The sequence below is a fragment of the Sphingorhabdus contaminans genome, assembly GCF_007280415.1.
GTDB lineage: Bacteria > Pseudomonadota > Alphaproteobacteria > Sphingomonadales > Sphingomonadaceae > Sphingorhabdus_B > Sphingorhabdus_B contaminans.
Map to the genome: position 1 here is coordinate 1,101,691 of NZ_VKKU01000001.1, position 14,269 is coordinate 1,115,959.

Sequence of the window (14,269 nt, forward strand, 5' to 3'; positions counted from 1 at the left end):
GCCGTGAACTCAGGCGCTGCGCAATTTGCGCAGTGCCCGCCATGCAATAGCCTTTGCCCTGTTTTGCGTCGGGAACCGTCCGGGCGCTTTTGGCCGCAACCCTATCTTGCGGAGCACATGGTTAAATGCCCGTGCATCGGCTTCGGCAAAGCTCCAGTCGCTGCGCCATGTAATCGACAGGGAAATGGAAACGGTGGGACCGTTTTTGACATAATGCGGTGCCATAACGGGCACGAATAACCCCTGCCCTGGCGATAGGGCCCATTCGGTACCTCCACTGGCAAGATCATCGTGCCAGATCAGGTTACGGTGACCACCTGTATGGTAGGCTTCATGGGTCTGATCCGGGGCGTACCGGGCGTCACCTGCTGGAAATTGCGTCATCACCTTGGTTCCGACCAGTTGCAGCAGGATGTTGTGCTCGGGGTCAAAATGATAAGGCGTCACCGCATTGGGGCTTGAAACGAAGATGAACCCCTGAGGCTTCAGCATCCGTCCGGTTTTGCTTTCGATATGCGGCTTCAATTCTGCAAGAAGCCCCATGAGCAGAGCGGCATATTCGGGCATCTGCTCGATATTTTTCAGAACAGCCCAACTTCCATTGGTTTCCGCACTGCGTATCGTTTCCCCGATGGTCAAACCATTCGCCGGAACCAGCTCTGGATCGATCCCGACGGGCAGGTCCGCCTTGTTATATTCCACCGATTGCGGTGGTAATGCGTCACCTAACACAGCCAGAGACGGAAGCGTGAGCAACGGATGATCGCGCATATTATGCGCCACTATGTGGGGGGTCTCGGGATAATTTTCGGCAAAAGTGCGGCGGGCTGCCGTGTCAAAAATGACCGTCATGACTCTTCTCCGGAATCAGATATATGAGGGGCCTGAACCTCGCGTGCGGCGCTTCGTGCAAGCTCGGCTTTCAGAAAAGCGCCGAATATCGTTCGCCGGCCTGCACCCCCGATGGCGATGGAATATCGCCCAATGCTGCGGCGGCCGGTCCAGATACTGTCGATCATTGGGTGCCCTTGGGCGGCACAGCTGTCGCACCATTTGATATCGGCCCGGTCAAGCAAGGCCAGATTTTCAATCTGCAACAGCACACCGGGGGAGTAGCGCGCAAAATCCTCGTCGAAAGCCGTTTTGAACGAGAAGCTTCCGGGCGGCGAATGAAAGTTTACGAGCATGGCAAGCGGTCGTCCTTCCAGACGAAGGTCAAGCCGCTCGACTTTACCCAGCGCGGCCGCGCCCGCCAGGACTTCCGAAAAAAGCGCACGTGTTTCCGGAAAACTTGCCAAGGCCGAACCGTTACGCCCTTTCCATCCCCGCTTTTCGAGTGCCAGAAATTCTTCGGTCCATTCGGCAAGCCCGGTAGAACTGTCATCGCGGGTAAAGGTCAAAGCGCCTTCTTCGGCCAACCGGTTCTTCTGGCGTCTTAATTCCTTGCGCTTTTTGGAACGCACTGCCTGCTCATAATAAACAGCGGGTGTCAGCCCTTGCTCCAGCAGCGCACGGTCGGTTTGCTGGACCAGTGCACATCGACGGCGCTGCGCGTCGCAGATGACTTCCAGCGCGCGAGCGACCTCACCGCCGATGGTCAGGCCGTTGATGTGGAAAAACAGAGCTTGTCCGGGGTCCGTATCGAGACCTGTCAGCAATTCTCGCCAAAAACAGTCTGCATAGCCTTTGCGAACAAGAGGAGAGCCCAGAAAGGCATTGTGATGAAGCCAATTCTGGACATGGGGGATGGGCCAGCGGCCATAACGGGGAAGTGTCGCCAACGGCATCAGGCCGCATAGCTGATCGCCATCCCAAAGGGTAAACAGGCGTACCTTGTCCATCGCGTCGAATTGTTCCAACGCCGGACGCAAGAACCAGCTTTCCGAGAAAATATTGGGTTCGGCCGCATGCGCGGCAAGATCATCCCAGGCGGAAATGAACGCGGCATCGGTCACCGTCCGCCAGCCCGAAAACTGGTGGTGGATGTCCCCTGCCCCTTTGACGGCATGCAATGCCCGCGTCGCCATGTAGCCCCTTGCCCCGAATTACGGGTACGGACTTAGCAACAAGCTGGAAACAAATTGCTAATGGAGACATGAAAAAGGCCGCCCCGAGGGGGACGGCCTTAAACTAGCTTCTTATACGATTATTTCGATGCGACCGTCATCGATACGGGCGGCGCTTTATCGGGGTCCGAAGGAATATAGGCCGGATTGAAACGTTCGGCCCATGCTTCGGCTTCCTTCAGCCACTCGATATGCACATCTTCATAGGGAAGATTGTGCGTTCCCTTGGGCTGTTCCACATAGCGGAAATCGACGCCTTCTTTCTTGCCGGAATTTTTCAGACGCGACACAAGCGTACGCGACTGTTCAATCGGAATACGGGCATCGCGCAGACCAGCCACAATCAAAATAGGTGACCATGGGCCATCGGTATTCCGTGCAGACGAAATGCCGATCAGGTCGTTACTGGTTGCCTGGAAATTCGCACCGAAATCGCCAAATGCGCGTGTATCATAGGCTTTCATCATCGGAAAATCATAGACGCCCGCCCCTGCAATCGCGCATTTCCATTTATCGGGATCACGCTGCGCACCACGTGCGGTGGCATAGCCGCCATAGGACCAGCCCATGATGCAGGCGCGTTTTGGATCGATCAAGCCCGATTGGCCGAACCAGGTCAGCACATCGTTCAAATCATCCTGCATCCGCAAACCATAGCCATTGGGCTTACGCCCTTCCTTGACGAACTCCTTACCATAGCCGCCCGAGCCCCGGTAATTGGGCTGAATAACGACATAACCGAGTTCAGCCATCGCCTGATGCCATGGGAAGAAACCAAATTCCTCCTGGTCCCGGACACCGAACGGGCCGCCATGTGGCATTACAATGACGGGCAAATTCTTGCGATGTGGACGATGGCGCGGATAGGTCACAACCGCCTCGATCTCCATACCATCCGACGCCTTGTAGCGGATGGAATCCATCGGATTCATCTCATAATCTTTCAACACCGGATGATACCAGCCCAGCAGGTTCAGATTGCCCGTTTCGGTGTCGAACAGATAATAGCCGCCAGGTTCGTTGACCTTGGCGATATAGAGCAGGATTTTCGTGTCACCATCGTTGGTAGAGATGATCTGGGCATTACCTTTGCCGAAATCTTCATCCATCAGTTTCTGCACTTCAGCCAAGCGGGGGTCAAACCAGCGGGTGCGATCGCGTGTGCTGGTGTAAGACACGCCGGCAAGGTTGTTGCGCTGCTCATTGGCAATCAAACCGCCAACGTCATAACCTTTGACGCCGAAAATCGGTTCGCCGACGATTTGCATCGTTTTCAGATTGACCTTGTATACCTTGCGATAACCGTCCTTGTTGCTGGTGGCATAGGCCATGTCGGGTTCATCAAGGAAAATGTCCGGAACGATCTGCGTGCCGGTAAAAGTTGTATCCGCCTCGTTGGCAACGGTTTTCATGGTGCCGTTCGCATCCGAACGATACATCAGGCGCTGCTTACCGCTATCGCCATCACCACCAACGCCGGCACGAACCACGCCCTTACCGTCGACGATCCAACCGCCCACTTCGACATTGGGACGCATGATGGTTTTGAACTTGCCAGTGCGTACTTCAACCTCGATCACTTCGGGATTGGGGCTGTATTTCATGTCTTTCAGAACATCGCGCTCCACGAGGAGTTTTTCATTTTCATCGTCAATGAACAAAATGGTCGCGCCGTCGCCGCCGGCACCGTCCCATGCAAGTGGGCTTACCTTCTTTGTTTCCAGATCATAAGACACAAGACGGCGAACGTCGGAACGGGTGCCGCCCAAAATTTCACGCGAAAGAACGGTGAATACAATCGTCTTGTTGCCGACAAAGCGCCACGAACCGATGGTGCGGTCACCTGCTTCGCGAAACTCCTCTGCCTGCGCAAAGAACACGGGAGCCGAGCCGGGTTTCGTTACATCGATGTAGCCCAGATTATCGACGCCATCTTTAGACATCATGACCGCGATTTTTGTGCCATCCGGCGACAAAACGGGCGACCGCATGAAGGGGCGCTTGCCGAATACAGCCGTGTCGACTTTACCGCGAGGTGCTTTGACAACGATAGTCCGGCTATCAACATTACCCGTTGCTGCTTGCGCGGCATAAAGAGCGGTGTTTGTCGACGAATCCTGTTCACCCGCCACAACGGCGGTCGACGTCATCAAAAAAGTACCCGCAAGCAACACACTCAAAATCTTGCTCTTCATCAATATTGCTCCCCGGCAAATAATGTTTGTGAATCGAGTTATAAGCGGGACAAAATGAGACGCAAGCGGGACGAAATATAATTACGGGCCTTTTTGCGGAACATGCGCAATTTTGACAAAAAGAAACCCCGCCGGAATCGCTTCCGGCGGGGTTTTTGGCTCTTTTACGAAGCGTGCCGCTTACATTCCGCCGTGCGCCAGCGCAGCGAGCAGGAGCAAGGCCACAATGTTCGTGATCTTGATCATGGGGTTCACGGCAGGGCCGGCAGTATCCTTGTAAGGATCGCCAACCGTGTCACCGGTAACAGCCGCCTTATGGGCTTCTGAACCTTTGCCACCATGATTGCCATCTTCGATATATTTTTTGGCATTATCCCAAGCGCCACCGCCCGAGGTCATCGAGATAGCGACGAAAAGGCCACCCACGATCACGCCAAGAAGCAGCGCGCCGAGTGCAGCAAAGCCTTCGGACTGTCCGGCAACCCAGGTAATGATGAAGTACACCGCAATTGGCGCCAAAACCGGCAACAACGACGGGATGATCATTTCCTTGATGGCGGCCTTGGTCACAAGGTCAACCGTCCGGGCGTAGTTGGGTTTGGACGCATAGGTCATGATGCCCGGGTCGTTCGCAAACTGGTCGCGAACGTCCTTCACCACTTCACCGGCAGCACGTCCCACAGCGGTCATACCCATGGCGCCGAAGAGGTACGGCAGAAGCGCACCAAGCAACAGCCCGACAATTACATACGGGTTTTCCAGGCTGAAATTGACCTGCAGATCCGGGAAGAATTCACGCAAGTCGGTGGTGTAAGCAGCGAACAGGACGAGCGCAGCCAGACCGGCAGATCCAATAGCATAGCCCTTGGTTACAGCCTTTGTGGTGTTTCCAACGGCATCCAGATGGTCGGTCTTTTCACGAACGGAATCGTCAAGTCCTGCCATTTCGGCAATACCGCCCGCGTTATCGGTAACCGGACCATAAGCGTCCAGCGCCACGACCATACCAGCCAAGGCCAACATGGCGGTTGCGGCAAAGGCAATACCGATGACGCCTGCCAACTGGAACGCGATCACGATACCAGCACAGATGACGATCGTTGGCATAGCCGTCGATTCAAGGCTGATTGCGAGCCCCTGGATAACGTTTGTGCCGTGACCCGTTTCCGAAGCTTTGGCAATCGAACGCACCGGACGGTAATTGGTACCGGTATAATATTCGGTAATCCAGATAATCAGCCCCGTAACGATAAGGCCGAGAAGCGAGCAATAGAACAAAGTACGGCCGGTAAAGCCGCCAACATCTGCTTCCATGCCGCCCAAAGCGGTGCTGATGGCGAACCAGATTGCCGGTACCGAAAGGATCGCGGTTACAAGGAAGCCCTTGTACATCGCGCCCATGACATTGGTGCCGCCGCCCAAGCGAACGAAATAGGTCCCAATGATCGAGGTGATAACGCAAACACCACCGATCAGGAGCGGAAGGCTCATCAGGTTGAGGAACAGACCCGTATCGGTCACGCCCTTTACCAACAATGCGATCAGCACCATCGTTGCGCCTACGGTCACAACATAGGTTTCAAAAAGGTCGGCAGCCATACCAGCGCAATCGCCGACATTGTCGCCCACATTGTCCGCAATAACGGCGGGGTTGCGTGGATCGTCCTCCGGAATTCCAGCTTCAACCTTGCCGACAAGGTCAGCGCCAACGTCTGCAGCCTTGGTAAAGATACCACCGCCGAGACGTGCGAAGATCGAAATCAGCGAAGCGCCGAATGCCAATGCAACCAGCGCATCGACAACGGCACGGTCATTTGGTGCAAAGCCGCGAATATCTGTCAGATACCAGAAGAATACGGCAATCGCGAGCAAGGCGAGACCAGCGACCAGCATGCCGGTAATTGCACCGGCACGAAACGCCATTGTCAGACCGGCTTGCAGACCGGTTTGCGCAGCGGCAGCCGTGCGGACGTTGGCACGAACCGAGATATTCATCCCGATATAGCCTGCAACGCCCGAGAGCACGGCACCGATCACGAAGCCGATAGTCGGAATCACGCCCAAAAACAGGGCGACCAAAATCGCAACGACGACGCCGACGACGGCAATCGTACGATATTGACGACCCAGATATGCCTGCGCGCCTTCCTGAATGGCTGCAGCGATTTCCTGCATTTTCTCATTTCCAGCAGATGCGCCAAGCACCTGCCGACTGGTTACAAAGCCGTACACAACGGCCAGTAACCCGCATAATATTGCGATTACTGTCAGAGACATGAAATGTCCTCTCCCCTATTAGTTTGCCAAAACAGCATAGAATGGCATCCTCCTCCCAGAAGATGCGAGCCACACGGCTATAGGGTGGCTTGAAGCAGGAACGCAACCCTTAAAAGCGGCCTTTCGGGCCGACTTGATCAATGATGCTGGTAACCAAGCGAGGACGGCAATGCCAATCTCGTTTCACCGTCGAACAAAGACAGGCCCGCGCCTTCGCGGACATATCCCACTTGAGTTGCCGCAGCGGTTACTTCTGTATGCGGAGCAACCGTAAACAGCAGCTGGTAGTCGTCACCCCAGCTCCCCGCCTGCAAGCGACTTTCCAAAGCATCTCCGCGATAGCTGACATAAGTGGGTGACAGAGGAATACGGGCAAGGTCGATGGCAATTTCCACCTTGCTCGCCGATGCCAGGCGCTCGGTATCAAGCAGGAGCCCGTCCGATACATCCATCATTGCATTGACCAGAGGCGCCAATAGTCGACCTTCGGCCAAACGGGGTTCGGGACGATTATACGCCTTGGCCAATGGACCAACTTCGTCAAAGCCTGCTTCGATCAGTTCAAAGCCAGCGAGCGCATCGCCCAAAGTGCCAGTTACATAAACAAGGTCCCCTGGAAGCGCTCCGCCACGGGATGGAACAGGAATGCAGGTCGCTGTACCGATTGCTGTTAACCCTAATGCCCGTTTGTCGCCGCGATTGGCAACGGTGTCTCCGCCCAGCAAAGCTACGCCAAAATGGGTGAGCGCGGTTTCCAAACCGGCGGCAAATGCCCGATCCCATTTGTCGTCGCCCAGCATAAAGCCGAGCAGAACGCCCAGAGGATTTGCACCCTTTGCAGCCAGATCGGAAAGATTCGAGGCAACCAGCTTCCACGCCACATCGGCTGGATCAGCATTTGGCAACCAGTGGACACCCTCTGCCATCATATCGTGCGTCAAAATGACCGTTTCCGAACCCAGACTTATTACAGCACAATCGTCCAGCAGGTTCCGCGCCGCAGGATCTGGTGCCATCGCCCGCATCAGACTTATGAAAGTGGATTCGGATGTCATTGGCGGACTCTAGCCTATGCAGCATCTATCCAGAACTGGTTTCGGCATGGCGGCTATTGCCATATCTTCTTACAGTTTATCCGCGTACGTCTTTTGCCACCGCGTCGAGCAAACCGTTGACGAACTTTGCATCCTTTTTGTCAAAAAATGCATGGGCGACGTCCATATATTCATCGATAACCGCACCGGTAGGAACGTCGGCGCGTGCGATGATTTCGTAGGTGCCGCAGCGCAGGATTTGAAGCATTGTCTTGTCGAGCCGCCCCATCTTCCACATTTCGCCCAGCTTACTTTCGATCAAGGCATCAATTTCTTCACGCCGCGCGTCGACGCCGGCAACGACATCATCGAAAAAATCGACTTCGGCATCTGCATATTGTGCGTCTTCAATCTCCGCGCCCAGACGGTGGGCGTGAAATTCGTCGAGCAACCGGGCAAGACCGACCTTTTCCATATCCATCTGGTACAACGCCTGAACGGCGGCCAAGCGCGCGGCCGAACGGGATTTGGAGTTGCGGGATTTCATAATCTTTTCCTGACGCTGGCGGCGTGTGCGGGAAGGCCTTCGGCATCGGCCAAAATTGCCGCTGCTGGACCGATAGCTTTGATGGATTGCGCATCAAGCGCAATAAAACTGGTTCGCTTCATAAAGTCGAGAACGGACAAGCCGGATGAAAAGCGGGCTCGGCGCCCTGTTGGCAACACATGATTTGGCCCTGCCACATAATCCCCGATCGCTTCCGGTGTCATTCGGCCCAAAAAGACCGAACCTGCGTGACGCACCAAATTGAACAATGCCTCTGCGCGGTCGTCATCAACGGCTAGTTCAAGATGTTCGGCGGCCAGACGGTTCACAAGCGGCATGGCATCTTCGAGGCGCGTGACCACAATGATAGCGCCATTGGCTGACCAGCTTTGTCCTGCAACCGCGCCCGTCGCCAGACCGGCAATCTGGGCATCGACCGCCAATGCAACCTTGTCCGCAAAGGCCGCGCTGTCAGTGAACAAAATCGACTGGCTGGTCGGATCGTGCTCCGCTTGGCTCAGCAGGTCGGCAGCAATCCATTCGGCCTTGTTTTTGGCGTCGGCAACAACCGCGATTTCCGACGGTCCGGCGACCATATCAATACCAACAACGCCATATAACTGACGCTTTGCCTCTGCGACCCAGGCGTTGCCCGGACCTGTAATAACATCGACTGGCCGGATACGATCGGTTCCATAAGCCAGCGCGGCAATCGCTTGCGCACCGCCGACGCGCCATATCTCGTCGACACCCGCCAAATGCGCGGCGGCCATGACGGTCGGGTTCACCTCTCCGCCCGGCGTGGGCGTTACCATTACGAGCCGCTCGACCCCGGCAACTTTGGCCGGAATGGCGTTCATCAGGACCGAAGACGGATAGGCCGCGCGTCCGCCGGGTACATAGACGCCCGCCGCATCAACGGCAGACCAGCGCGCGCCAAGGCGCACGCCCGTCTTATCGGTATAGTCACGGTTCTTGGGCAACTGCGCCTTGTGATATGCCTTGATGCGCGTGGCTGCCAATTTCAGTGCATCGCGCAGTTCGGGTGCAAGGCCGTCAAATGCCGCTTTGCACGCAGCCGCATCGACTTGCCAACCTTCCTTGTTCAAATCGAACCCGTCGAAGCGCTGGGTCATCTCCAGTAGCGTCACGTCACCACGTGCGCGCACATTGCGGATGGTCTGCTCAACTATGCTGGACACATCGGTGCTCGTTTCACGCCGGTCGTTGACCAGCGCGTCAAAGGCTTCGCCAAAGCCTTTTTGCGAGGAATCAAGCCGCCGCACGTTCACCTGACAATAAACGGAATCGTTCAACCAATGCGGGCAATGTGCCGCTCATCATCTTGTAGGCAGCGCGATTGACGATCAGCCGGGCAGAAACCTGTGAAATGACATCGGTTTCGACAAGGCCATTTTCCGCCAATGTCCTGCCCGATGAAACAAGATCGACAATTCGGCCGGAAAGACCAAGGGATGGCGCCAGTTCCATCGCGCCATTCAGTTTCACGCATTCGGCCTGGATACCTTGCGCCTGATAGTAGCGGCTGGTTGTCGCCGGATATTTGGTGGCGACACGGATATGACCGCCATTGGCAGGATCGGACGCACCTTCGGGCATGGCGACAGATATACGGCAACGCCCGATGCCGAGATCAACAGGTGCATAAAGTTCGGAATAATCGAACTCATCAATAACATCCGATCCGACAATCCCGATATGGGCCGCACCGTGGGCTACGAATGTCGCCACATCAAAAGCGCGCACGCGAATGATGCTCATATGCGGGTTATTCGTGGCGAACAGCAACGCGCGGCTGCCTTCGTCAAAAAAGGCAGATTCCGGCTCTATACCCGCACTCTGCATCAACGGCAGTGCTTCGTCCAAAATCCGTCCCTTGGGGATTGCAAAGATGATACGTTCGGTCACAATGGGCGCGCTTTAGGGGCCGAAGGCGGAAAGGGCAATATGGCAGACACATTCGGTATCGGTGTGATGGACGATCAGAGAGTTGCCCAAGGGATTAAGGTTCAGGCGGAACATTGCCGCCGGAACGGCGCCCCTGTCACGGCCCGCATTGTGGAAGCCCAACTGGCCTTGATGGCAAGCGACACCATGTGCGGCAAACGTATCGTGGAATGGCCCGGCCTGCCTTTGGAAGATGCGATGCCTTTGCGGCTTGCCGGGGGCTTTCACAACTTGCTGTTAACGGGCGCAGAATCCCGCCTTTTGCCTGTTTATAACGGGCACATTACCGATCAGTCAGATGTGGATGCCATCGTCGTTGCTGTTACAACCGATCATGACCAGCGGCTGTTGCCCTGGCTGGATGGACCCCCGCAAACCAACGAAGCAGGGCGGTCGGCGAGTTTCATGGCAGGTCTATTGTGGCTGGCTGACAAAACTGGGCCACGGTTCGAACTTAACGAAATTGGTGCGAGCGCCGGTATCAACACGATGATGGAACGTTACCATTATAATCTCGGCGGGGTCGAAGCCGGACCGGCAGCATCGCCGATGCGAATCAAACCGGAATGGCGCGGACCACCGCCACCAAGTCCCAAGATCGAAATTGTACATATATCGGGCTGCGACCAATCTCCTGTTGACCTGTCCGATCCGGAGTCGGCCTTGCGTGTCAAAAGCTATGTATGGCCCGAAAATTCGGAACGGCTGGAACGTATGGACGCGGCAATTTCACTCGCGATGCAAAAGCGTCCGGAACTGGTCAAGGCCGATGCCTTAGACTGGGTGCTCGAAAGATTGTCATCGCCACAGCCTGCCGGGATCACGCGCGTTTTCAACCACAGTATTGTCTGGCAATATATTCCGGCCGACCGCCGCGACGCGATAACCGCCGCAATCGAGGCACATGGACGCAATGCCACAGCCGAGCGTCCTCTGGCCTGGATGATGCTCGAAACCAACCGTGAAACATTCAGGCACGAGCTGCAGATACGCTATTGGCCGGGTCCGGCCCAGTGGCATCTGCTCGCCGAAGCGCAGGCGCACGGTGCCTGGGTTGAATGGCGGGCGGCGCAATCCTAGGCGAGAAACCGCTCCATTGCCGCATTCACGGCCTCCGGTTTTTCCCAGATAACGAAATGGCCGCAGTCATATACCGGCTCCACTATAACATCGGGAACAAGCTGTTCGATTCCGTCGATGTTGCTCGCGGGTAAAGCAAGGTCGTCCATCGCCCAAATAACCAATGTGGGGATGGTCAGTTTGGGAAATTCCCCGGACGCAAAGGCCGGCATTTCGGCATCTTCATCCATCGCCGGAACGTAAAGTGCCGATGCGCGGTACCAGTTGAGCATGCCAAAACAAGCGTCGCGATCTTCCCAGTCGGCAAGCAACGCCGCACGCTCGGCAGGTTCCATTGCACTGGGTTTATCCCATTTGATAGTCTCCAACAGAAGACCGGTCAGCCCTTTTTCCCGAACCAACGCGTCATGGCCCGTATCCCGAAAGGCGCGGATATACTGGCTTGCCGCACGCTGGTTCATATCGGTGATCATCAAACGCTGGAAAAGATAAGGGTGCGGCGCATTGGCGATAATTGCGCGGGTCACCCTGCCCGCCCATGCCGGATTGAACCCATCCGCCTGTCCGTTTAGCGCAACGCTCCATGCTATTGCGCCACCCCAGTCATGTCCGGCGATAATGAAGTTCGTTACCTCCAGCGCATCGGCCAGGGCAAAGATATCTGCGGTCAGCTTATCCGCCGTATAGGCGTCAACCTGTTGTGGTTTTGACGTCCCGCGATATCCGCGTTGATCAGGTGCGATGCAATAGAACCGGTCCGACAATGCCGCAATCTGATGCCGCCAGGTGCGATGCGATTCCGGAAAACCATGGAGGAATATGATAGCCGAATCGGACGGGTTCCCTGCGGTATAGGCATCCATTTCAATGCCTGTGGACAGAGACAGGCGACGGTGGGAGAGATCGGTCATTCGGGTTTTAACCTTCTGTAAGCGATAGGAAATCTGCATCGCCTTAACGCTTCAAACAGAATTAAGTCCATTTTGATTGTAAAAAATCGGCAAATTATGCGCTTCGGGTCAATGGAATCTCCGGAATGGGGATAGATTCATTTTCATCGCCGGGAACGAGAGGAAAATTGCCTGCTTTCCAATCGGACTTGGCCTGGTTGATTCTGTCGCGTGAGGATGACACGAAATTCCACCAGACATGACGCGGCGTGGCAAAATCTTCGCCACCCAGCAGCATTACCCGGCAATCCGAATCTGCACGCAATGTCATCGCCTGCCCCGGTTGCAGGACATAAAGGCTGTGCCGTTCCAGCGCTTCGCCATTCAGGCTTGCTGATCCCAAGGCGACCAGAATAGCGCGCTCGTCCGCATCGGCATCAATGGGGATGGTGGCACCCGCGTTCATCAATATATCGGCGTAAATTGTTTCGGCATGCTGTGTAGTGGGTGCCGTAACCCCCCAGAGGGATCCCATAATGACCCGCGCGGAAACATTGTCCGTTTCGATAAGCGGCAGATTTTCTTTCGACACATGTTCAAAGGCCGGATCGATTTCTTCCTTGCCATCCGGCAAAGCGAGCCAGGTCTGCATACCTGAAATGGGCGATCCAGTGGATCGTTCGGGCAATGGAGTGCGTTCGCTATGCACAATTCCCCTGCCCGCCGTCATGAGATTGAGCGCGCCCGGGCGAATGGTCGCAAATGTGCCCAAGCTGTCGCGGTGATCAATCGCGCCTTCAAACAGATAGGTTACCGTTGCCAGATTGATATGCGGGTGCGGACGGACGTCCATGCCCTTCCCTATGTCAAAATGATCGGGTCCGAATTGATCGACGAAGATGAACGGCCCCACCATCGTCCGCGCCTTGCTCGGCAATGTCCGGCGGACTTCGAATGCACCAAGGTCATGGGTCGTTGGCGTTATTGTAAGCATAGCCGAAGGATGCTGCCACCCGCCCCGAAATGTCAAGCCGGGATGACGGGATGCATCAATATGCTAGGCCGTGAACTCATAACTATCGTCGTCGAGGTTTGAGGCCATTTTGCTCAGGGCAAGGAAGGAAGCCGCCGGGATATAGATATATCTCAAGGCTTTCTGACGCAGCCATGGGCAAAATGGGGCAAATCCCTTCGGACGTCAAAATGGCTTCGATCTCGAACCAAAATCCGCTTGCCGGTAGAATGACTATCGGCGGCGCGCATTTTGGCCCGATATCTTCGCCATTTTGACGCCTCGACGACGATAGTTATGAGGTCACGGCCTAATCTTCGAACCGGCTTTCTTCGCGTAACTTCAGCCCCGCGGTTTGCAGAGGTGTGACGGCCTTGGAAAAAACCCGTGGCGTCATTCCCGTATACCGGCGGAATTCCCGGTTCATATGTGATTGGTCATAATAGCGCAAAGCGCCCAGTTCGATTTCACTCGGGCTGCTAAATCCGCGCAATGCGGTCGCCGCATCCAGAAAGCGGCTACGGCGCAAAACGGCCTTCGGCGTCAAACCGAAGGCGGCAAGGCAGCGGCGCTCCAGCTGACGGACGGATAGCCCCAACTGGCCCGCGGCATCTTCGATACGGATCGTACTGTCGGTTCGCGCAATAATTTCAAACTGGGCCATTTGGGGATCGGGCAGATGTCCGGGAAACAATTCCAATCGCTCCCTGATACAGCGCTCCATGGCAGCGAGCTGTCCTTCATCGTCGACAGCTTGCGAAACACCGGCAATCATTCTGTCTGCAAGTTCACCCCATAATTCCTGCAAAGGACGCATTTGGTCGGCGAGCTGGTTATGCGGGCTTGAAAAGAGCGCGTGCCAGCCGCTGGGGCGAATGGCAAAACCCGTGACCGCAAAACCGCCCTTTACGCGCACTTTCAAGGGACCGCTGTTGGCACCGAAGAAGACGATGTTACCTGCTGTATTCCATTCACCGGGCCTTGTTTCGGCCGACCAGTCACCACGCAAAAGGCAGCGGACAAAAGCAGTTTCAGCGAGCAGAAAGTCCTCGACGACAACCCCATCGGGCAATGGCGCTTCGAAGACATAGAAACGGCGAATATAGGGTGCGAGATCAGCCGACGGCCGATAGGTGCGCGAAAGCATCAACCCCCCATTTCCCCGGTGCGACCCTAGTCAGGACAAGCCTGCTAATCCGG

At 55.8% G+C, this 14,269-nt stretch carries 12 protein-coding genes; 1 reads left to right on the forward strand and 11 read right to left on the reverse strand.

The window, feature by feature from the left end; all coding sequences use genetic code 11:
- Window positions 1-9 precede the first annotated feature (9 nt).
- From FOM92_RS05435 to hisG, 8 genes are all read right to left on the reverse strand, one after another.
- On the reverse strand, window positions 10-852 hold the full coding sequence (locus tag FOM92_RS05435) for a cupin domain-containing protein (RefSeq protein WP_143775758.1): 843 nt from the start codon (window positions 850-852) through the stop codon (window positions 10-12).
- The gene (locus FOM92_RS05440) at window positions 849-2,027 is read right to left on the reverse strand and encodes a GNAT family N-acetyltransferase (RefSeq protein WP_143775759.1); all 1,179 of its coding nucleotides are present in this window, start codon (window positions 2,025-2,027) and stop codon (window positions 849-851) included. The genes FOM92_RS05435 and FOM92_RS05440 overlap by 4 nt, the downstream gene beginning before the upstream one ends.
- A 119-nt stretch (window positions 2,028-2,146) precedes the next feature.
- Entirely contained in the window at window positions 2,147-4,261 is a 2,115-nt protein-coding gene (locus FOM92_RS05445; protein WP_143775760.1) for an alpha/beta hydrolase family protein, read from the reverse strand.
- 180 nt (window positions 4,262-4,441) lie between these two features.
- The gene (locus tag FOM92_RS05450) at window positions 4,442-6,538 is read right to left on the reverse strand and encodes a sodium-translocating pyrophosphatase (protein ID WP_143775761.1); all 2,097 of its coding nucleotides are present in this window, start codon (window positions 6,536-6,538) and stop codon (window positions 4,442-4,444) included.
- A gap of 137 nt (window positions 6,539-6,675) precedes the next feature.
- Window positions 6,676-7,593: a thiamine-phosphate kinase gene (gene thiL, locus FOM92_RS05455; protein ID WP_143775762.1), complete on the reverse strand. Its 918-nt coding sequence runs from the start codon at window positions 7,591-7,593 to the stop codon at window positions 6,676-6,678.
- 76 nt (window positions 7,594-7,669) lie between these two features.
- A complete protein-coding gene (gene nusB, locus FOM92_RS05460; RefSeq protein WP_143775763.1) occupies window positions 7,670-8,119 on the reverse strand; it encodes a transcription antitermination factor NusB in 450 nt (149 codons plus the stop codon).
- Window positions 8,116-9,405, reverse strand: coding sequence for a histidinol dehydrogenase (hisD, locus tag FOM92_RS05465; RefSeq protein WP_143775764.1), 1,290 nt, complete (start codon window positions 9,403-9,405; stop codon window positions 8,116-8,118). The genes nusB and hisD overlap by 4 nt, the downstream gene beginning before the upstream one ends.
- On the reverse strand, window positions 9,392-10,048 hold the full coding sequence (gene hisG, locus FOM92_RS05470; RefSeq protein ID WP_143775765.1) for an ATP phosphoribosyltransferase: 657 nt from the start codon (window positions 10,046-10,048) through the stop codon (window positions 9,392-9,394). The genes hisD and hisG overlap by 14 nt, the downstream gene beginning before the upstream one ends.
- Window positions 10,049-10,087: 39 nt before the next feature.
- Between hisG and FOM92_RS05475 the strand changes: the two genes are divergently transcribed.
- Window positions 10,088-11,167, forward strand: a complete 1,080-nt coding sequence (locus tag FOM92_RS05475) for a DUF2332 domain-containing protein (RefSeq protein ID WP_246087153.1) — start codon at window positions 10,088-10,090, stop codon at window positions 11,165-11,167.
- Here the strand turns inward: FOM92_RS05475 and FOM92_RS05480 are convergent.
- From FOM92_RS05480 to FOM92_RS05490, 3 genes are all read right to left on the reverse strand, one after another.
- The gene (locus FOM92_RS05480) at window positions 11,164-12,078 is read right to left on the reverse strand and encodes an alpha/beta fold hydrolase (RefSeq protein ID WP_143775766.1); all 915 of its coding nucleotides are present in this window, start codon (window positions 12,076-12,078) and stop codon (window positions 11,164-11,166) included. The genes FOM92_RS05475 and FOM92_RS05480 overlap by 4 nt on opposite strands.
- Before the next feature lie 94 nt (window positions 12,079-12,172).
- Window positions 12,173-13,051, reverse strand: a complete 879-nt coding sequence (locus tag FOM92_RS05485) for a pirin family protein (protein ID WP_143775767.1) — start codon at window positions 13,049-13,051, stop codon at window positions 12,173-12,175.
- Window positions 13,052-13,379: 328 nt separating this feature from the next.
- Window positions 13,380-14,216, reverse strand: a complete 837-nt coding sequence (locus FOM92_RS05490; protein ID WP_143775768.1) for a helix-turn-helix transcriptional regulator — start codon at window positions 14,214-14,216, stop codon at window positions 13,380-13,382.
- Between the last annotated feature and the right edge of the window lie 53 nt (window positions 14,217-14,269).